Genomic DNA, 18,656 nt, shown 5'->3' with positions numbered 1-18,656 from the left:
CACGGTGAAAGAGCAAGATACGAGAAGCTATTTCAGGGTATGTATGGAAGCATGAAAGCAGTGCCGCTCAGGGAGAGTGTACTTCTGATTGCTCGATATTGTACTATCAGGTGCTCTGAAACGACGAGGTGATCTCTATGCAAGAACGTCAGCTTATACGGGTGCCCGAAGCAAAGGCTGCAATGCTCATTCGACGACCGATCGCGGAGGTATTTGAGGCGTTTGTTGATCCTGCAAAGACGGCGGCATTCTGGTGTACCAGGGGCAGCGGGCAGGGAAGTACTCTGGGAATGGGAGATGTTTCAGGCGTCGGCCTTCGGGTGAAGGCCGTGGAGGAGCCGCGGCGAATTCTGCTTGAGCGGGGTGAAGAGAGCACGCCGCATGGCGAGGGCGCGACGTTTGTCAGCATCGTTGAAAGCGGCTTCAGCGGAAATGGTGATCAGGTAGTGCAATATGCACTTGAGTCAGTGGGTGGCTTTACACTGGTGCTCGCTGCCTCAAAGCCTATCTTGAGCACCTTGTCTCGCTCAATCTTGTTGCCGACCGCTATCCTGAAGGGGGGCACTGAGGCATCCTTTCGCGGGACAGAGAAAAGGCCCATAGCGATACTATGGGCTTCGTGCTGAACGCCGTGCTACACGGGAAGGACGACGCGCAGAATCCGCGCATTCAGTGCCTGTTTCCAGCGTACGCCGCCCTGTGAGTCGAGTGCTTGCAAAAGACTCTTCTCATTCTCGGGATAGGGTACACTGGAATTATGCGTGCTGATATAGAGATGTTCGTTGCTATAATATATCGAAAATGGGTCGATATCGGGCCTCTCTGATGGTGGTGTCCAGGTCCATGCATTGTCGCCGGTCTTCAGATCGACAGCCTGAAGCACGGTCTTCATGTTCCTATCTATCCGCACAACGTACAGATAGCGCTCGCCGAGCATGCCTTTGCGAAATCTGATCTGCTCATTTGCGTTCAGCGTTTTCTTCCAGAGTTCCTGCTGATCGCCTCTATGGAGGGCATAGAGTTCCTGGCTGGTTTGCCGCTTCGGGGAAGCTGTTCTTGAGAGAAAAAGGAAGTCCTGAGAGCTCACGACTTGATTTCCCGGGAACGTAGCTCCAACGGCTCCAGTACTGGCGCGAAGCTCAATAACTTTTTCGCCATTGATATCAGGAATAAGAAGGTTGCCGTTCATCAGAAGGAGATCCTCGCCCAATGTATATGGCTGCTCTTTCTTCCATTGAATATGTCCATCATCCGCTCGGAGGGCGTAAATCGTGCCATCACTGTAACCATAAATGCTATCACCCTCGCTGCCGATAAAGCCAATACTATTGGAGGTTATAGGGACGGATGTTTGCCAGCGTGGGGCTCCATTGTGGGTTGTCAGGGCCATGAAGCCGGTCGGGTAAGCGCCGATAAAAACGAGATCCCCTTGCACTAAGAGCTGTGATGGGAGGAGATCTGTGAGCGGATGCCTCCATTGAAGAAGGCCGTCCTTGCTGGTGAGAGCATAGAGCGCCGGTGCTGTGGTCTGTACGAAGACGTTCTGTGACGTGGCGTAGATCTGGTCGACCGGCTCTTTGAAATCGTGTGTCCAGCAGAACGAGCCATCTGTTTCCCTCACACCGTAGACTTTTGTTCCGGCTGCGATATAAAGCGTCTTTGTCTGATTCGTGCTCATGAGCGTACTCTTTCTTTCTGGTGATGCACAGGAGATAACACCGCTCAGCAAGATGAAAATGAGCATGAGCAGTGAAATATGCTGCCGCATGTGCTGCTTCATTGTATGGTCCTCCTTTTCCTTTAGCGTACTGTAAGGAAGAGGAGAGCTAAAAGTGTCATTTGACCTATTGTATGAGAATGCTCCATTTTATGGTGAGGTAAAGGAGTATATTGTTTTTTGCTCAAGGAAGGATACTCTATGATCGAGAGGGAGGCCATTGAAGCCGTCGTACAGCGGGTTCTACCCGGTCCTGTGAGCCGGATAGAAGCGGCAACCGGAGGGAGTAGCATGCTGGTATATCGAATCGTATCTGGCCATGAGACGTACTATCTGCGTTTTTTACCCGATTCTGATGATACCTTTGCCGCAGAATATGCAATCCATACCCGGCTGCGACAGATGGACGTCAGGGTTCCAGATGTCATCTATTACGCGCCTTTTGATGAAACAGTGCAGTGCTCATTCCTGATTACAGGCGAGATCAAAGGGCAACCGGTGATGCAATCGGCCTTTCTCGACGGGGCGACCTTGAAAGCCATTGCCAGAGAGGCCGGGCAAGATCTTGCACGTATCAACTCGGTGCCAGTACGGAAGCACGGTCGTTTGCGTGAACTGAAGTCGGCGGATGATCTCTTTCTCACTGGAGCTGCTTTATCGCCTCGGTCGGAGCAACATCCGAACTGGCAGAACATGCTATCCATCTGTCGCGGAGTGCTCTCTTCTCAGGAGCTCGACAGGCTCGAACGGGCGCTGCAAATGCATGGGACGAGCAATGGTATCTGATGCATGGAGATTTCAGCATCCGCCATATCTATCAGGAGAATGGGCGCTACACCGGGATCATTGACCTGGCCGATGCTCAGGGAGCCAGTCGTTGGGAGGACATAGGCTATTTTCATCTGCGCGATCGCTTGCGTGAGGCGAAGGTCTTTCCTTTGCGGCTGGGAACGGAGCTCCTGGAGGGCTATCAGGAGGTGATGCCGCTCCCTGCTGATTACAAGTGGCAGGTGTGCTTTGCCAGCCTGCGCCTTGCGCTTTTAATGCTTGCAGATCAGCTACAATGCAAGGGGATGGACGCGTTTGCCCATGCCCTTGTGCGGGTTATCCGCGAAGATGTCGAGGCAGTCTTGTGGGTGTCCCTTTGAGAGGGGAAGATCCCCTCTCTGCTCAGGCTGGAATACGCAGGCGAGCCGCCAGAATAGGCGGGACATCATAGTGTGCCCAGTCAAACGATGATCGTTGCGCTTCCTTTGGGGATGAAGGGAAGGCCGGCTCCTCCAGGCCATCCAGCATCAAGCCAGCACTGAAGCAGGCGTTGAACAGAAAGTGCAGCGGACGATCGAAGTAGTACTGAGCAACAGGCTGACCCTGCATCGCCACGCCTTTCTGTGGGCTGGTGCTCAGATAGGTCATAACTTTGACAGCATGAGTTGTCTTGATTTCGCCATTGACTGTCGTTTCTTCTGCAACCAGGGAGATGCCAGAATGATTGAAGCAGGGATGGCTGAGCGTGAAGACAAAGCGACCACCGGGCTTCACCACCTGACGAATGCCGCGCATCAGAGGCTCGATCTCGGTCATATCCATGATGCCCATATTGCAGACCGCAGCATCGAAGCGCCGGACCCCGAGAGCAAGCAGTTCTTCTTCGCGAGTTGCGTCAACCTGTCGAAACTCGATCTGATCAGTTGGAGCGATGCGGGCGCGTGCTCGTTCAATCATCGTGGCGCTGAAATCGGTCGCGACGACATGAGCGCCACTCTGTGCCATACGCCGGGCAAAAACGCCGTTCCCACAGGCGAGTTCGAGTACGGTTTCACCGGGTTGTAACTGAAGCAAGCGCTCACTTGCTGGATAAACGAGCAGGCGCTGAAAGTCATTGCCCTCATCGCTCATGCTTGCATCCCAGAACGAGGCGTTCTGATCCCAGATCCGGCGTGTCTCTTCATGTAGTGTGGAAGAAGTTGGTTCAGATGTCATGAGGAACGATCCTTTCTCTTATGTCATGGTGTGTTCCAGTATAGCGCAGACCGAACTGAGAAACACCGTCAAAAAGCACGGCGCCCTATTTGACAAACTGTGCTACAATTAAAATGAGAAAAAAAGGTCCAGCCTTCTCGGGAAGTAACAGCAATTCCACTATTGCTAAATCGAGCTGACTTCCTGCCACCTTCTCCCCATAAAATTCATTATTTTCCTGCTAAAATGGGTAGAAGCGCGTTGTCTCTATGATTGGATGCGATGCCAGTAGTGATAAAGTTCCCGGAAGCCAATGCGAGTGTACAGGCGGCGCGCGATCTCGTTTGTTTCCACTACCTGAAGATAGGCTTCGGTGGCTCCATGAGCGTGCCCCCACGCGAGCATATCCGTGATAAGGCGCGTGCCGTTGCCGCGATTGCGCTGTTCAGGATCGGTCACGATATCAAAAAGGCCCAACAGGCCGTTTTCCAGCACGCCCAGACCGCAGGCCACGGGAGTGCCCTCGTCGTACAGAACAGCAAAGAGTGATTCGGGAAGAATCCGCTCAAGGATGGTACGGTGATGATCTTGCTGCGCGAGGGGAACACGACTGAAATGTGCATACAGTGCCAACCAGTCTTCACGTGGAACGGTCTGGATAGAAGGCTCAGTGGTTGGTGTGGCAAGCCTGGTATGAAAAACGAGCGTCGTTTCATGGTAGTGGTATCCATGCTGGTCCAGTGCTTGATCGAGCGCCTGAATCTCTGGCTGAAAAGAGAGAAGACGAAAGATGGTCGGCTGCCCCTGTTTGTTGTAGAGCTTCTCGCAAAAGGCGAGCTTGTCCTGAATGGGCAGAAATGAGGGATAGAGCGGGGTGATGGAGTTTGCTCGTTTGGTATATCCTTTAGCAAAGCGCAGGATCCATCCATCAAGGAAAGCTTGCTGTTGTGCGGGCCAACTATTCAGGGCGGCTTCTTCAATGCGTCGTGCGAGCATGCGTCATACTCTTTCTGCATATAGTAGTATTCCAATAGTAGTGTTGAAATGGTGTCAGTATAGCAGGTGGGCTATAATCCGACAAGCAGAGGGAGGGAAATGCCCCCCGCACAGGCTTCGGGAGGCATTGTTTGAGAGATGACTATTAGAGACGAGCGTTCCTGAACTGGTGCCAGAGGCGTCTTGCTATTGCGTCTGCATCTCGCTGCAAGCCATACCGCGAGACATAGGTGCAGATGGTACCGATATCGTGGGCCAGCAAGTTATAGGCGTGGGCGTTGAAACGTGGATCAACGGCCTGAGGAAAATCAATAATCGTGACCTGACCGTTCCAATAGAGAATATTATAGGGCGAGAGGTCGCCATGCACGACGTTATGCTGTAGCCAGAGCTCAATATTATCCATGATACGAGCGAATATCGGGTATACCTCATCGGGAGCCAACTGCACATACTGAAGTGCGGGTGCGGGCTGTTGTGGTTCGCCCACGTATTCCATCAGGATCGCATGGCTATTGTGCGCGATTGGCCGGGGAATCGTCGCGCCGGCCTGATAGAGCGTGGTAAGCATCATATATTCGTGCGCGATCCACATGCTGAATTGTGCCTCACGCCCTGTACTGGATTTATTTTTCATCGCTCGCTTGATCCTCTGATCACCGACAAAGCGGCCTTCCTGATAGATCGAGTCGTTTTTGAAGCCGCGATTCTGGCGGGAGCGATAGACTTTTGCAGCGACATAAGGAATTCCCAGCGAGGGATGAGCGCGGCAGCAATAGACTGTTGCCTCCTTCCCGCTTTTCACCACATGGAGAACTTCGGTAATCAAACCATCGGCAAAAAAAGAGTCGAGGAGAGCTTGAATGGGATCGACTATCTCTTGTTCACGTTCTTGCAGGGCTTCCAGTTCTTCAAGCTCTTCGAGTTCGCGCAGCCGTTTTCTTTTCGACAATGAATCCTCCTTTACTGATAAAAACAAGCAAGAATGGCGTTGTTGTGGTTTGTGTTTTCATCGTCTCACCTCTTTCTAGATGACAAAAGAGGCGCCGAACATCGCAACTCGGCGCCTCTTCTCTGCATGAAAAAGGCCATCTCGTTCGAGATGGCCTGATATACTCTGATCTTGTAGCAGATCTGTGGTTTAACTCTGTAGCGAGGCAGAAGTGGCCGTCTCGGAGGTGCGATGCTGTTGAAATGACAGAAATTCTTTGCGCATCATGGCACACTCCTTTCACTGTGGTTCGTCGTACCGGGCCGCTCCAGGTACCTCTTTTTTGAGCATAACAGATCCGTGCATATGTTGTCAAGTGGGTCTACTGTTCTTGCCACCATGTATCGAACGGGGTAACAGGCAGGTGGCGTTTATGCTCGGTGATATGATAGCGTCGTTCGAGCTTCTGTGCCGCTTCGGAGGAGATTTCCTGACCGCTGAGGTAGCTATCAATCACCTCATAGCTCAGCCCCAGTTCGTCTTCATCAAGCTGACCGGGGCGTTTATCCAGCAGGTCTGCAGTTGGTGGTTTGGTATAAATGCGTTCCGGTGCTCCCAGATGGCGCAGGAGTTCGCGGCCCTGTTGCTTGGTGAGGCCGGTAAGTGGGGTGATATCGACGCCGCCATCGCCATACTTGGTAAAGAAGCCAGTAATTGCTTCGGCTGCATGGTCGGTGCCAACGACCAGTAGATTGAAGTGGTGTGCGAAGCGATAGTGAACCGTCATACGTTCCTGGGCCTTCTGATTCCCCTTATTATAGTCTGACATAGTAAGGCCGGTGCCCTGCTCAAAGGCCTCGACAGCACCATCGACGGCGGGCTTGATATTGATGGTATAGCTTCTATCTGGCTGAATGAATTGGAGCGCGAGTTGAGCGTCTTCCTCATCGTGTTGTACTCCGTAGGGGAGGCGAAGTGCAATAAACAGATAGTCATCTTTCCCGGTCTGTGCTCGCAACTCTTCTACAGCAAGCTGGCAGAGGCGTCCCGCCAGACTTGAATCTTGACCACCAGAGATGCCGAGAACGAATCCTTTTGCATGGGCATAGAGAAGATAGTCTTTTAAGAAGTCGATCCGAAAGCGAATTTCTTCCGCGGGATCTATTGATGCTTTTGTGTGTAGTGCTTCAATAATGGTGCGTTGTGGTGATATTGTCATGGGAAAGTTCCTTCTTCCTTCGGGAAAAGTTCCTTGATTGGTTGTACTTATAATACGTGACCCTGCCGTGAAAGGAAACCCCTCTCACGTTCTAGTGAAAAGCGGTCTCTCCCCGCTTACTCATAGTACATTCAGGCTATAAAAGGAGAGAAGGTTTGTATTCGTTAATACAGGCATGCTACTCTTTTCTGTAGTAGTTTTACAAAGTGATGTAAAATTTGAGGAAAAGATATACAGATATTTATAAGGAAGAAAGTGCAAGTCAAAGTTAGAAGATAGAGAAGAACCAGGTATTCTCTTACAAGCATCGGATGGAGAAAATTGCTATTTCTCTGTTGGGTGTGGTAGTGTAAATGGCAGTAGTATACATATTTCATAGGTAGGGAGTATATATTCCCTGAGATCTTTACTACCTTAGTGGATCGTGACAGTGCAACTCAGAAATCTGGCAGAATAGAATGCTATCAAACCGGGAACCTATTAAACTAGAAAATGCTCCCTGGCAAACAAAATCAGGTGAATGAGGAGTAAGGGATGACAGTAGATCCTCTACAACATGCTCGGTCTTCCGTTAGAAAAAGCTATAGCCCCAAAATAATCAACCTGCTTTATGTTGAGGCGAAAGCCCGAGAGCCTGGATCACCTCGTATGCCATTTGCTCCATTGAAGCCAATTCACCCGCCTCCCTCTGTACCTCTTTGGCTCTGGAGTGACGAGCTAGCCACGAGGAATATGGAGGACTTTGACACGCCAGAGATTGAGCAGTTAGCGTTTGAGGAGCTGTCACTGATGGAAGGGGGTGGATATGAGCAGGAACGAGGTCTCTCCCTTCTGCCTGAAGCAAAACGGTTCATTGTTGATGCTCCTGTTGTTGAACAGGAAGAAAAGCCGAAGCGTCTGCCCGGAGCGCAGGCCCGGGGTTGGATGGGCTCCCAGAGCCTGATGTATATCCAGTGGGAGAAGGGAGAAGAGGCAATTCAAGAGGCGTTGGATCGTCTGGGCTATGCTAATATTCCACTGAACCCTGAGACGCGTGCTTTTCTTATTCAGGCTGCTCGTGCTGCTTGCCTTTCCCGTCAAGAGGAACTGCGCATGATGGCGCGGCTCGTCAGCGCGCGTGCTCGCTTGCAACAGCTTCCATTGTGTGAAGATCCTGAAGATGATCCATATCACGAGTCGCGCGCAGCGATTCTCTCCGAGATCAACGCGCTGGAACGGACGTTGATGCTCTGTTTCCAATGGGTTGCGATTAAGAAAGCAACGCAATTTCTGGGTCATGGGATCGAGTTAGAGGACTTGATCCAGTATGGGATGCTTGGTGTGCACGCAGGGATCCTGCATTTTGATCCCGCACGGAGCAAACGTCTGGTCCTTGTTGTCAATATCTGGGTCTTTCAGACACTGAGCCGAGTAGTCAGCGAATATGGGAGTCCGATTCGCCTTCCTATTTATATCACTGACCAGTTGAACACCTTGAAAAGGGCTCATACGCAGTTGCAATACGCCCTCGGGCGTAAGCCAACGCGGGCTGAGTTGGCCGAGGTGGCGGACATCTCGCTTGAGCGTTTGAACGCATTGCTGGCTGATCGGAAAGTTTGTGTATCTCTGGAGAGCTATCGTCGCGCTGAGTACAGGCACGAGGGATACTCATTTCAAGATGTGGCTGAACCAGCTCTTGGAGCACCTGATATCGGGCTCGAAGCCGAAGCCGATGCACGATATCTGCTTAAGGATTTGTTGGGTGTATTGACGCCAAAGGAGAGACAGATAATCTGTCTGCGTTTCGGGCTTACTGAGAGCAGAGAGGCGCAGACACTTGAGGCGATTGGCAGGCAGTTCCAGTTGACCCGGGAGCGTATCAGGCAGCTTGAACAGCGCGCTATAGAGAAGATGCGCGATCATCTTCGGGCTATGGATAGTCCACAGGGAATACAAAAAAAGTCCAGAAAACGGTGCTTCAGGTAAGGAGAGAGAAATCATTCTAAATGAGAAAATATGCAAACGGCTGTTCTTAACTGTATGTATTTGTTCTATGGAAAGAATAAGAAAAAGGGAAAACCTGATGCATATGAAAAACAGGGCGGCTACTACTTCATCCGGACTGGTATTTCATTTCCCCGTTGCTGCAACACCCACAAAGATTCCGAAACTCCTTCGGGTTTTGTTGCATGCGCAGACTCCTATCAGGCGAGCAAAAGATCTGGACAAAATTGCGTTCGCAGAATATAGCGATACGAACCGCTTTAACGAAGCACGAAAGCTGGCTGAAGAGGTATTAGGGCTGATAGAAGTAACGCAGGAAGGCCTGATGCTTACGTCTGATGCCCATATCCTCTTGAAAATGCAGGAACCTGTTCTCTATGATGTCCTCCATTATCTATTCTATACTGCCTGGCGTCCAGAGGTACCAATGCGGCAGGCGCGTTCATGGTTTTATCGTACCTTCTGTGACCGCCTGTGGAGTATGCAAGATGTGATTCTGGATAAAGGCATGTGCCAGATGTTGACGCAGGAAATGGATGGGCAAATTCGAGAAGAGTTTCAGAAGGTACCCGGTTTTTCAGAAAAGGTATCTATCGGTATTCAGACTGTGGATGGAGCACGTGAATGGCTTCGACACCTTCAGCCACCTGTGATTGAGAGAGAGTCGAGAAGAGAAGAGCGTTTTCACAGACGGACAACGTGTTCAACCGAGCTCTTTTTGCTTGCGTTGAGCTACTGTTACAGGGTGAGCGCTATTCAACCAGGGATGGATATGCTTGTTTCGGCACAGAGGCGTGATGTGATATGCCGTTTGTGTTTGCTTGAGCCGCGCCAGTTTGACCGCGTATTAGATAGAACAATGTCTATCTATCCTCAGCTTCTCTGTCGGGGTGAGAAGAGCAGAACGCCTGAGCGCTCTATTCGTCTGCATCGCTTTGTGACGTTGGATGATCTGGCCTACTAAGCGCATCTATAGAAAAGCAGACAAGGAGAACTTTCAAATGTGTTATAGGGATAAGGGCATTGTATGAAAGCTATACGAGAATGGAGGTCCAGAAGGTGAATGTGAACTGGCTGGATATTACGTTCAAAGAATATACCCGGCTCCCTGATAAGGTGCGTGCTCGTCTGGCTGTACAGGGCTTTCAGGCCATGCTAAGAGAGCATGTATTCACCGAGGAGAACTGGGAACTGGTGCGCTGCCCTGCGCCGGATACCATGTTCTGGAAGGGCTCGTTCCCCAATACAACCCGTAAAGCCTTTCCGGATCGTCTGCTACAGGTGCGCCTTGTGGATAATCAGGAGCAACTGTATGGCGATTCCTCTATTGAGGAAGATCTGTTGCTTATCTTTCAGCTTTTGCATCTCGATGGTCAGCTTCAAAGAGGATCAAAGGAATATAAAGGATATGTCGAATTTGAAGGGAAAAATATTCTATTCTCTCTTAACATGAGCTATAGCGATACAAAAAAGCACTATGATGATATTCCCTTTCCCATGTCTATGACTCCTTACTCCTTCTTGAGTCTATATGCGTATCTGGAAGAGAAATTCCAGGCGGGATATATTCCAGAAATGGAGCAGGGAACAATCCGGTCTGATATTCAACCCGCGCTTCTGGACCATGCTATTGCACTCCTGTTGAATGCCGAACTTGGAGCGGCTTTCAGGATGAATGGTATCCGTCTGATTGAAGAGGTAATCAGGCGTCAGCTTCAGAAACATTACAGTCAGTATCAAACGTTGATGACTAATGGATACTGGAAGCAGTCACTCAAAAAGTATCAGCATGCTTTATGGAATTTGCCGACCTTTGCCATGCGGCAAGGAAAGGAACTCTACAGTGCAACCAGACAGGAGCTTGCAGCAGAGATCTTTCATATCGCTGTTCCTCCACTGGAAAATTTTCTGTATACGAATCGTCTCCTTGTACGTGAAGAGGAGAAGGAGCAATGGCGATTTACCCTGCATCCATTGGAAAAGCAAATATTGACTCTGGTCAAACCATATTATGTTGATGGGCGGGAGAAAGCAGCGATTGAAGCGCTGGTCAAGACTCAGGGATACCGCACAGAGGAGTTTGAAGAGGCGCTTGTCCTGATGCAGATACGAGGCTTGATTTCTGTCTCGTCTGATGGCAATGTGCTTTTTCCAGAGCTGGAAACACTTCCTGAGCAGCCGGCTATGCAGGCCGAACGAGAACGCTTTGATAGGGTACACGCTGCCTGGAAAGCGCTCCTGCTTCAACAGACCCGAGATATGGATGCGTGGCAGGATATTTCTTTTCAACCAGCGGCTGTTCAGAAGAGCTATACTGCCCTGGGGAAACAGGTTCAAAAGGTCTTATTGCAAGAGGTTGATGCCCTACAGCAGGAAGTACAGGAGGCGCGTGAGCGTTGCATCCACCTTATGGAAGAAGGACCGCATAACATTCCTCTCCCGGGAGGCTCATTTATACAACAGAATCTGGAAGCATTTTGGGAACATCTCAGCCAGACGATGGAGCAGCTCAAAGGATGGGAGCAGCAGCTTTCTGATGCCCGCTTTTTGCGGATGATAAGGGCTGAAGGGACAACACAATCACCTGATGCGACAATAGAAACCCTGCTGTTCGGGCTGAACAGCCTGCGTCAATGGCTGACTGAAAGCGTTGATACCCTGCTCTCTTATGAGGAGCGTCTTGCAGCTGTCAGGTTAACGACGCAAGAAAAGGAGCTGCTGGCAACGGTGAACAATCTATTGTACAGTGCTGAAGGGAGTATGGAACTCGGGCAGTTACTACAATGCCTTGAGCGGCATTCGATTTCCTTGCAGGATATTATTCAGTTATATGAAAAACGGCGATTGTCAATAACAGTTTCGTTGCCTGCTTCTGAGGAAAAGGGCAGCTATGGGACGCGTGAAGCGATATGAATCCAGTAGAGCGGGCTATATCGCCTGCGACTCAAGAGAAACCGGGGATCTCGATTATATTGGCACAGCCGGAAGACCTGGAGGCTGCAAAACGGCTTGCGGATCGGCATAAAAACGAGCTCGGTTTTATTAATCGTGCGATTTTGCGCAAAGCAATCGAGGCTGATTCGCTTCTGATCGCCCGAACTACTGAAGAAAGTGAGCTGGTTGGCCTGGCCCATTTCTATGTTCGGAGGGATCAGCAGATCACGCTCTATAGTATTGTGGTGGAACAGCAATATCAGCGTTTGGGGGTTGGGCGCCAGCTTTTTTCTGCTCTGGTTCATGAAGCAGTGAAAAGAGGAAAACAAGATATTGTCCTGAAGTGTCCAATAGAACTCCCGGCAAATCGTTTTTATAAACACCTGGGCTTGCAACATGTGGCAGTGGAACCCGGGAAACAGCGCTCGCTCAATATATGGAAATATACGCTCTCGGCTTGAATGTGGGAGAGGGCAAGTTGTTTGCCGCGCGAGCAAACAGACCTTGTCCTCAGAGGGCTTATTTGAGACGACGGAACTGCTCTATATATTGGAAGAAGAGTTCTATTGTGCGTCCCGGACCGTCTTCCGCTTGAATACACTGACCCAGTTCACGGGCGCGTTTCTGTATCTCCGGGTTCGTGACAGCCTCACGAATCGCAGCGGCCAGCCCTTCCGCTGTCAGCTTCTTAAAGGGAATTGGTTTCGGTCCGACGCCCAGCGTGTATACGCGTTGTCCCCAGGCGGGCTGATCGGCGGCAAAGGGTGTGATAATCGTGGGAACGCCGCTGCGCGAGCTCCCTGCACCACCGTGATGCACAACGGCCGCCATCCGTGGAAGAGCCAGCCATGTGGGATGCTTTCCACTCGGATCATCTCGTCTGGCAGGGATATACTCTTCTTGATGGTTGTTCAGTTTGGAGATCTCTTCAGCGTCTCCTATGGTGGTCAGCGAGGGCCCGATAGGCGCATATTCGATCCCATGAGAGGCAGCCAGTTCAGCAAAATCGGGAGAGCTTGAAACGACGGCTGTATGTCCCTTGCGGTTGAGGCGGCTGGCTAATACCACTATGGGTTGAATATCACCTCCGTGACCCTAACGAGAACAGGATAATGCGCATGGTTTTTACCTTTTTCTTTCTCTTTTTGTCTGTTCCTTCAAGCTGGCGAGGCGTGCCTGTCTCTGACGCTACCAGTCATTGAGCAGCGCTTTCCTGGCCTCAAGATTGGCGCCCTCGGGTGTAAGCATGGCTTCAAGCATCCTGGCAATCGTTTTTCAACCAGCTCTTCTGGCTGCACAGAGGCGGTATGGGGTGAGGAAAGCGCTTCGATGATGCTGAGAGATAGTTTATCCATAATGACAGCCATCGCGTCGATGCTCACATCGTTGCGGATAGCGCCGACCTCCCTCATGGCCTGAAGAGAGTCTTGTGTGACGCTGACAGTGGTGAGTTGGGTGAAGACATTTCCCATATGTTCATCGCGGGTGTGCAAGGGCACTGCCAGAGGCAATTGTTTGATCGCAGCAAGCGTACTGCGATAGATGGCGGCAACGGTTCCACTCTGAGGATCTGCTTCAAAACAGGCATGCCATATTTCAACATACCGCATCAGTTCGCGAAAAATGAGGGCATCTATCAGCTCATCCTTTGAGGGAAAACGAAGATAGACGAGCCCACGATGTAACCCGGCTGCATTGGCTACATCACTCATTGTCAATTTGTTGTATCCATAGCGAGTCGTTCAGCGGCTGCATCCAGAATGGTCTGCTCGCGTTCATCAGTTTCCACGTTTTTCTGGCCTTTTTGATGACAAATTATGTCTATTTGGCAAAAGTAGAGATCTGCGCATAGCCTTTGTCAAGCGCTCCCTTGACAGAACTGTGCGAGAACGTGTATAGTTTCTAGCGAAGGTTGGTTAAACAAAGTTTAAGAAAAGAACATTGTTCAGGGAAAGCAGGTGCCCATGAAGCAATCTATTGCTCAGCAGCGGCGCGAACGCGAGCGCCGCGAATTGCGTCAGGCGATTCTGGATGCTGCCTGCGCTATTGCTGCTCAGGACGGCTGGCAGGCTGTCACGATTCGGAAGGTGGCGGAGCGCGTCGAGTATAGCCCTGGAAGCATCTATAGCTACTTTGACAGTAAAGAGGCGATGCTGGAAACGCTTGTAAAAGAAGGCTTTGACCGGCTGGCTGCTCAGTTACAAGCTGCTCTGCCGACCAATGCCGACGCCGAAACACAACTGCTGACGCTCTGTGCGAGCTACTGGGATTTTGCATGGCGTTTCCCTGAACTCTATCAGGTGATGCATAGTCTGGGAGGAGCCCCTTTCTCGTTCCCGGATAATCCCTTCAAGGAGTGGGAGGCTTTTCGCCTGTCGTATGAGCTGTTTGACCGTTGGTTGCAGGAACACGAGCTTCCCTCGACAGATGGTATGGAGAAGGTCGAGGCTATCTGGGGGCTGCTTCATGGCCTGATCTCACTGGCGTTTACACAGCGCTTGCGAGAGGATCGTCAGCAGGCTAAGGCGCTCGCTCTACGGACAGTGCAGGCGCTCTTATGGTCGTGGAGCCATGCTCCCGCCGAGCGCTAAATTTTTTTACGAGAAATTGAACTAAGTTTAACTATTAAGCATTGTTTAGAAAGGATCAAAAATAATGAACTATAGCGTCTTTGTGCTTATGACCGCAGCACCGGCCTGGCTCTCCTTGAGTCGTGAGCAGCGCAATGACATGGTTGCGAATACGCTGGAACCGCTCCTGCGGGAGTTCGGCGCGACCGTACGTGTTCGACTGTTTGATGCAGAAGCGTTCACTGCCCGTTGCTCGGATGTGATGATGCTGGAAACCGAGGATCTCAAGAGCTACTACTACTTCATTGAAAAGCTACGCGATACGGCACTGATTGCGCACCCTTACTTTATTGTCAATGACATCATTCCAGCGATTGAGAACGGCTTCCGCACCTTTGAAGCCGAAACAAGCAAGCAATAACAGAGAGCGGAGAGGTCTTGAGAGGATATTGATTTCTTTCCAGTCAGAGGCTTGACCCTCACGTTAGCGTCAGGGTGTAGTATCTCCTTGCAGGGGAGAACGAGAGCGGCTGATCTGTAGTCCTGCCTTCAACCACGGTGCTGAGTCACTGAAAGACGAGAGGCTATCGTGAGGCATGTGATGAGCAGGGTACAGATGGCCACTTTTCTTCCTGTAACAATGCTGAAGAGATGAAAGGAGATGTACTATGGCTTTGCGTAAATGGGCGTATATCTATCTTTCCCCGGGCTTCTCGCCTGAGAAGAACACGGTTTCAACAAAGAATGACATCTGTGAGTTTATTGCAGTGGGCCTCGATTTTCAGCAGAAGGAACGGGTCATTGAGGTGGCGCGTGAGCTCTATCAGAATGGCGTGCAGATGATCGAACTGTGTGGCGGCTTCGGACCCGTCTGGATTGCGAAAGTCAGTGAGGCGCTCAATTCCGCGATCCCGGTGGGAAGTGTAGCCTATGGGCCGGAAGCGCGTCGTCCAATGCTTGAGCTGCTGGAAGGAACACCCGGGCTCTAGCTCCTGATGAGGTGTTTTCTGGATTGAAAGAGGGTTTTGTGATGGAGATCTCGGAGGAGATGGACAGGCTCCCCGGGATCTCTTCCTTTTTGGTGGTCTATGCTTCCATTTGCTGTAATGCGTCCTGAATGATTGCCTGCACGTCCGGATCCTCTTCGCGCTGTAGCAGGACGCGGAGTATGGACGGCTCCCTGTATTCCTGTACGATCTCGATTACCATTTCGCGTATCTCTCGGGAAGGGTGCAGGTAGAATGGGAGGATATAGGTCGTCAGGGCGTCGGTTGAGGAGGGCGGAAGGATATTTGCCAGAATGAAGAGATAGAAATTCACCTCCTCGTCGGGAAGCTCCTGCATCTCATTGAAAAGCTGCTCGGCATTGAGGTTCACGAAGCCGTGGAGCAGTTCTGCGACATCGACCGGGATATTGAGCGGGAAGTGATAGCCAAAGGCCTCGTTATAGCTGGCGATTGTCTGCTGCTGTTGCACTGGCTGGTATTCGATATGCACAAGCGATGTCTCGATATGTTCAAACCAGATCAGCCGGAGCAATGAGCGTGAATGGGTTGTCCATAGCTCAGTGATCCGGGGATAGTTGTTTCTGAGAGGAGTCGTACTTCCTCTCACGCGGAACCCACCAAATGCGGGACGGAAGAGCAGCATATGTTCAAGTTCGCTCAATGAGAGACCTTCCAGCAGTCCGACGAAGAGGCGGCATTGAGCGGGATACTCTCCTTTCTCTTCGGCATGATAGAGCGCAAGTGCTCGGGTAATGGCAGTGAACTCATTTCCAACAGGAAAGAAGAGCTGCGGGAGGGCGTGATAATGCAGGGCTGCCCAGAGCTGGGAGGGGTCCTGCTGGTTCAGCCAGTATTCGACGGTATGCTGAATGCTCTCATTCGCGCCGGGAACGCGAAACCCCTCGCCAACCTGAACCATGTGTTGAAGCAAGGAACGGGCTTGATCCGCTGTTTCTCCGGTCAGTCCCCATTTTTGGAGATGGGCATCAATAGATGAATGTGTCTGCCTGTTTTCTATCTCTTCCTGACTGAACCAGTGGAAGTCTTTGTGCGGTGTTTGTTGAAGCTGTTCCAACCATACAGGGATAGTCACCATATCTATAGAATCTCCTTTGAAACAGAAGTTGCCAGTCGGCACAAAATGATTGCGGTCCCTCTCTCACGGGATGGGGAAACTGCTAAGCAGCATAGCAGAAAGAGAAGGAGATGTATAGCAAGTTATGCCGAATGGGGAGTGCAGGACTGGCTCCTTGACAGGGAGCGAGCTGACTGCGTATCATAAGGAGAAAGATGCTATTGAGAGGAGCACTCTATGTATACTCGCCATCGTTATTGATGCCCGGACATCTATCAACGGGGCTGTCCATATAATTATCAAGCCAGCTCTCAATACTGCTGTCAACACAAGCTATGCTACTTCCCGCTCATGTGCGTGTTCGCAGGTGGGTTGTCCTCTTCTGCTTGCACACCGCCTACCTCTCGAATTCGAGCGCCCCCTTTCTTATACCTCCCTTCCATATACTCGAAAAATAGCCAGATAAGAAACAGAGAGGTCTTTCAATGAATACAACTCCTACCCCTTATGCCGATGTGAATGCCGTACTGAATGAGCTTGCGACACAGCTACAGGCTCTGCTCGGGAGCCATTTCTGTGGCATGTATCTCTATGGCTCACTTGCCCTCGGCGACTTTGACCCGCAACAGAGCGATATTGATTTTCTCGTTGTCACAGATGCAGAACTGCCGGATGAGCTGATTGAGGAGTTGAAGGCGTTTCATGAGCGCTTTGCCCGCAGCGGCTCGCCCTGGGCAGAGAATATTGAGGCGGCGTATGTCCCGCGTGAGGCGCTGCGACATACTGAGCCGACCGAAGCGCGTTATCCTCAGGTCGAGAAGGAGTTTCCGTTTCTGCTGGCGCCGCTTGAAATCGGGTGGAGCTTTCAACGACACACGCTGTATACATGTGGGGTGAGAGTGGCAGGGCCCGAGCCTCGCGAGCTCTTTGAGCCTGTCGCCCCTGAGGATCTTCAGCGGGCGGCAGCGGCGATTGTGAACTTGTGGCTGGGAGAGATCCATAGCCCTGAGTGGTTGGATTGGGCACGGTCACGAAAGAATCAGGCGTTTGTGGTTCTGACGCTCTGCCGGGTACTATATGTGCTGGAAACGGCACAGATCGCGTCCAAACCTCAGGCGGCACGCTGGGCACAGGCGAATCTGGGAGAACGCTGGTCGGGATTGATTGAACGCTCGCTGGCGGGAAAGTATGCCGAAGAAGATGCTCCCGAGGAAGATCTACAGGAGACACTCGCCCTGATTCAGTATATGGCTGAACAGATCAGAGCTCGATAATGTCTCCAGGGTGGCATACAGCCAGGCCCTCGGCTAGCTGTGTGCCATCCCTCATGTACGACGAGATGAATGCGTTTCTCGCGTTTTTGCGTGTTCCTCTTTCTCTGGCTTTCTGGTATTATGGAAAGAGTGCAACAGTTTAGAAGTCGTTGTAGGAAGCGCTGACTGCGTACTTTCAGAGCATAGAAGAAAGGAAGCGTATGACTGAACGGATCAGAGCTGCCCAACCCGAGGATCTTTCTGTGATGGTCGAACTTGCGGAGCAAGCCCGTGGGAAGCTACAGCAATATCAGCCGGTTTTCTGGCGGAAAGCAGATGATTCTTACGAGAAGCATTACGCGTATCTTCGAGACGTCCTTGCACGAGAGAGCACTATTGCGTTTGTCTATGAACAGGAAGAAGATGGTACGGACTTTGTGGTCGCAGGCTTTGTAATTGCGTCCATTGTGAAAGCGCCTCCCGTTTACGCAGCCGGACTGACCTGCCATGTTGATGATTTTTGCGTAGCCCACGAGGCGAATTGGTTACGGATCGGGAGGCTGTTGCTGGACGAGGTCAAGCAACAAGCAAAAGAGCGTGGCGCCAATCAGATTGTTGTCGTCTGTCCGCATCTCGACCATGCGAAACGGAGTATGTTACAGGATGCAGGTCTGACGATTGCTTCAGAATGGTATGTAACATCGCTTTGACGCTCCACTTGTATCAAAGCGTTCTGCTTGCCTGCTTATGAGCCGCCGCGCGACCGCTCGTAGCGGCACCCCTGTTGCGATCTCCGCCTGCTATTGCCGACCTTTCCTTGCGTGAAGAGTGGAAAATGTTTTCTTATCTCTGTAGAACAGAAGATGAATGAAAAGAAAAAACCATCTCTAGTATATGATACATGCAGAAGGGATAGAGGTGCACCTGTCGCCAGATTTCTGCGAGGTGTCTCTATGGTGCCTCGGCTGTGCTCATTGATGGGATGCTACAAGCAGGCTTACAGGAATAT

General features: G+C 51.1%; 19 protein-coding genes and 1 pseudogene. 12 read left to right on the top strand and 8 right to left on the bottom strand.

The annotated features are described in order from the left end of the window. Nucleotides 1-137: 137 nt before the first annotated feature. The gene (locus EI42_RS08570) at nucleotides 138-626 is read left to right on the top strand and encodes an SRPBCC family protein (protein WP_211326084.1); all 489 of its coding nucleotides are present in this window, start codon (nucleotides 138-140) and stop codon (nucleotides 624-626) included. 8 nt (nucleotides 627-634) lie between these two features. Here the strand turns inward: EI42_RS08570 and EI42_RS08565 are convergent, their stop codons facing one another. Beyond that, nucleotides 635-1,678, bottom strand: a complete 1,044-nt coding sequence (locus tag EI42_RS08565; protein ID WP_211326083.1) for an outer membrane protein assembly factor BamB family protein — start codon at nucleotides 1,676-1,678, stop codon at nucleotides 635-637. Between the two features lie 240 nt (nucleotides 1,679-1,918). Between EI42_RS08565 and EI42_RS08560 the strand changes: the two genes are divergently transcribed. Both EI42_RS08560 and EI42_RS08555 read left to right on the top strand, forming a co-directional pair. After that, nucleotides 1,919-2,503, top strand: a complete 585-nt coding sequence (locus tag EI42_RS08560) for a phosphotransferase family protein (protein WP_111320870.1) — start codon at nucleotides 1,919-1,921, stop codon at nucleotides 2,501-2,503. Beyond that, a complete protein-coding gene (locus tag EI42_RS08555) occupies nucleotides 2,503-2,865 on the top strand; it encodes a phosphotransferase (protein WP_170142465.1) in 363 nt (120 codons plus the stop codon). Before EI42_RS08560 ends, EI42_RS08555 begins: the two co-directional genes overlap by 1 nt. 22 nt (nucleotides 2,866-2,887) lie before the next feature. Here the strand turns inward: EI42_RS08555 and EI42_RS08550 are convergent, their stop codons facing one another. The 4 genes from EI42_RS08550 to nadE all read right to left on the bottom strand — a co-directional run bounded on the left by EI42_RS08550 (nucleotide 2,888) and on the right by nadE (nucleotide 6,825). Continuing rightward, nucleotides 2,888-3,700: a class I SAM-dependent methyltransferase gene (locus EI42_RS08550; RefSeq protein WP_111320866.1), complete on the bottom strand. Its 813-nt coding sequence runs from the start codon at nucleotides 3,698-3,700 to the stop codon at nucleotides 2,888-2,890. Between the two features lie 246 nt (nucleotides 3,701-3,946). Further along, entirely contained in the window at nucleotides 3,947-4,675 is a 729-nt protein-coding gene (locus tag EI42_RS08545; RefSeq protein WP_111320864.1) for a GNAT family N-acetyltransferase, read from the bottom strand. Between the two features lie 145 nt (nucleotides 4,676-4,820). Next, nucleotides 4,821-5,627, bottom strand: a complete 807-nt coding sequence (locus EI42_RS08540) for an RIO1 family regulatory kinase/ATPase domain-containing protein (RefSeq protein WP_170142464.1) — start codon at nucleotides 5,625-5,627, stop codon at nucleotides 4,821-4,823. 361 nt (nucleotides 5,628-5,988) lie between these two features. Further along, nucleotides 5,989-6,825, bottom strand: coding sequence for an NAD(+) synthase (gene nadE / locus EI42_RS08535; RefSeq protein WP_111320860.1), 837 nt, complete (start codon nucleotides 6,823-6,825; stop codon nucleotides 5,989-5,991). Nucleotides 6,826-7,359: 534 nt separating this feature from the next. Between nadE and EI42_RS08530 the strand changes: the two genes are divergently transcribed. The 4 genes from EI42_RS08530 to EI42_RS08515 all read left to right on the top strand — a co-directional run bounded on the left by EI42_RS08530 (nucleotide 7,360) and on the right by EI42_RS08515 (nucleotide 12,203). Continuing rightward, on the top strand, nucleotides 7,360-8,790 hold the full coding sequence (locus tag EI42_RS08530) for a sigma-70 family RNA polymerase sigma factor (protein WP_111320858.1): 1,431 nt from the start codon (nucleotides 7,360-7,362) through the stop codon (nucleotides 8,788-8,790). A gap of 103 nt (nucleotides 8,791-8,893) precedes the next feature. Then, nucleotides 8,894-9,772 (top strand): hypothetical protein, encoded by an 879-nt coding sequence (locus tag EI42_RS08525; protein ID WP_137686284.1) that lies wholly within the window; start codon nucleotides 8,894-8,896, stop codon nucleotides 9,770-9,772. Nucleotides 9,773-9,867: 95 nt separating this feature from the next. After that, nucleotides 9,868-11,721, top strand: a complete 1,854-nt coding sequence (locus tag EI42_RS08520) for a hypothetical protein (RefSeq protein WP_137686283.1) — start codon at nucleotides 9,868-9,870, stop codon at nucleotides 11,719-11,721. Then, nucleotides 11,718-12,203 carry a GNAT family N-acetyltransferase gene (locus EI42_RS08515; RefSeq protein WP_111320852.1) on the top strand — a complete coding sequence of 162 codons (486 nt, stop codon included), beginning with the start codon at nucleotides 11,718-11,720 and terminating at the stop codon, nucleotides 12,201-12,203. The genes EI42_RS08520 and EI42_RS08515 overlap by 4 nt, the downstream gene beginning before the upstream one ends. 58 nt (nucleotides 12,204-12,261) lie before the next feature. Here EI42_RS08515 and EI42_RS32395 read toward each other — a convergent pair whose 3' ends face one another. Beyond that, nucleotides 12,262-12,810, bottom strand: coding sequence for a glycosyltransferase (locus tag EI42_RS32395; RefSeq protein WP_170142463.1), 549 nt, complete (start codon nucleotides 12,808-12,810; stop codon nucleotides 12,262-12,264). Nucleotides 12,811-12,899: 89 nt separating this feature from the next. Beyond that, nucleotides 12,900-13,463 (bottom strand): annotated as a pseudogene (locus EI42_RS08505) (TetR/AcrR family transcriptional regulator); the annotation flags it as partial. 243 nt (nucleotides 13,464-13,706) lie between these two features. On the opposite strand from EI42_RS08505, the gene EI42_RS08500 reads away from it, so the two are divergent. The 3 genes from EI42_RS08500 (at nucleotide 13,707) to EI42_RS08490 (ending at nucleotide 15,301) form a co-directional block, all read left to right on the top strand. Then, nucleotides 13,707-14,333 (top strand): TetR/AcrR family transcriptional regulator, encoded by a 627-nt coding sequence (locus tag EI42_RS08500; RefSeq protein ID WP_111320848.1) that lies wholly within the window; start codon nucleotides 13,707-13,709, stop codon nucleotides 14,331-14,333. A 64-nt stretch (nucleotides 14,334-14,397) separates the two neighbouring features. Further along, nucleotides 14,398-14,733 carry a darcynin family protein gene (locus tag EI42_RS08495; RefSeq protein WP_111320846.1) on the top strand — a complete coding sequence of 112 codons (336 nt, stop codon included), beginning with the start codon at nucleotides 14,398-14,400 and terminating at the stop codon, nucleotides 14,731-14,733. Between the two features lie 247 nt (nucleotides 14,734-14,980). Then, a complete protein-coding gene (locus EI42_RS08490) occupies nucleotides 14,981-15,301 on the top strand; it encodes a DUF6506 family protein (RefSeq protein WP_111320844.1) in 321 nt (106 codons plus the stop codon). 97 nt (nucleotides 15,302-15,398) lie between these two features. Here EI42_RS08490 and EI42_RS08485 read toward each other — a convergent pair whose 3' ends face one another. Continuing rightward, nucleotides 15,399-16,415 carry a HEAT repeat domain-containing protein gene (locus EI42_RS08485; protein WP_111320842.1) on the bottom strand — a complete coding sequence of 339 codons (1,017 nt, stop codon included), beginning with the start codon at nucleotides 16,413-16,415 and terminating at the stop codon, nucleotides 15,399-15,401. A gap of 464 nt (nucleotides 16,416-16,879) precedes the next feature. Here EI42_RS08485 and EI42_RS08480 point away from each other — a divergent pair, with 464 nt between their 5' ends. Both EI42_RS08480 and EI42_RS08475 read left to right on the top strand, forming a co-directional pair. Continuing rightward, a complete protein-coding gene (locus tag EI42_RS08480) occupies nucleotides 16,880-17,668 on the top strand; it encodes an aminoglycoside adenylyltransferase domain-containing protein (RefSeq protein ID WP_111320840.1) in 789 nt (262 codons plus the stop codon). A 200-nt stretch (nucleotides 17,669-17,868) separates the two neighbouring features. Further along, complete coding sequence (locus EI42_RS08475; RefSeq protein ID WP_111320838.1) at nucleotides 17,869-18,357, top strand: GNAT family N-acetyltransferase; 489 nt, start codon at nucleotides 17,869-17,871, stop codon at nucleotides 18,355-18,357. The last annotated feature ends 299 nt before the right edge of the window (nucleotides 18,358-18,656 follow it).

This window comes from Thermosporothrix hazakensis (assembly GCF_003253565.1).
Lineage (GTDB): Bacteria > Chloroflexota > Ktedonobacteria > Ktedonobacterales > Ktedonobacteraceae > Thermosporothrix > Thermosporothrix hazakensis.
Note: the sequence above shows the minus strand (reverse complement) of the source record. Positions and strands in the feature narration are given on the sequence as shown.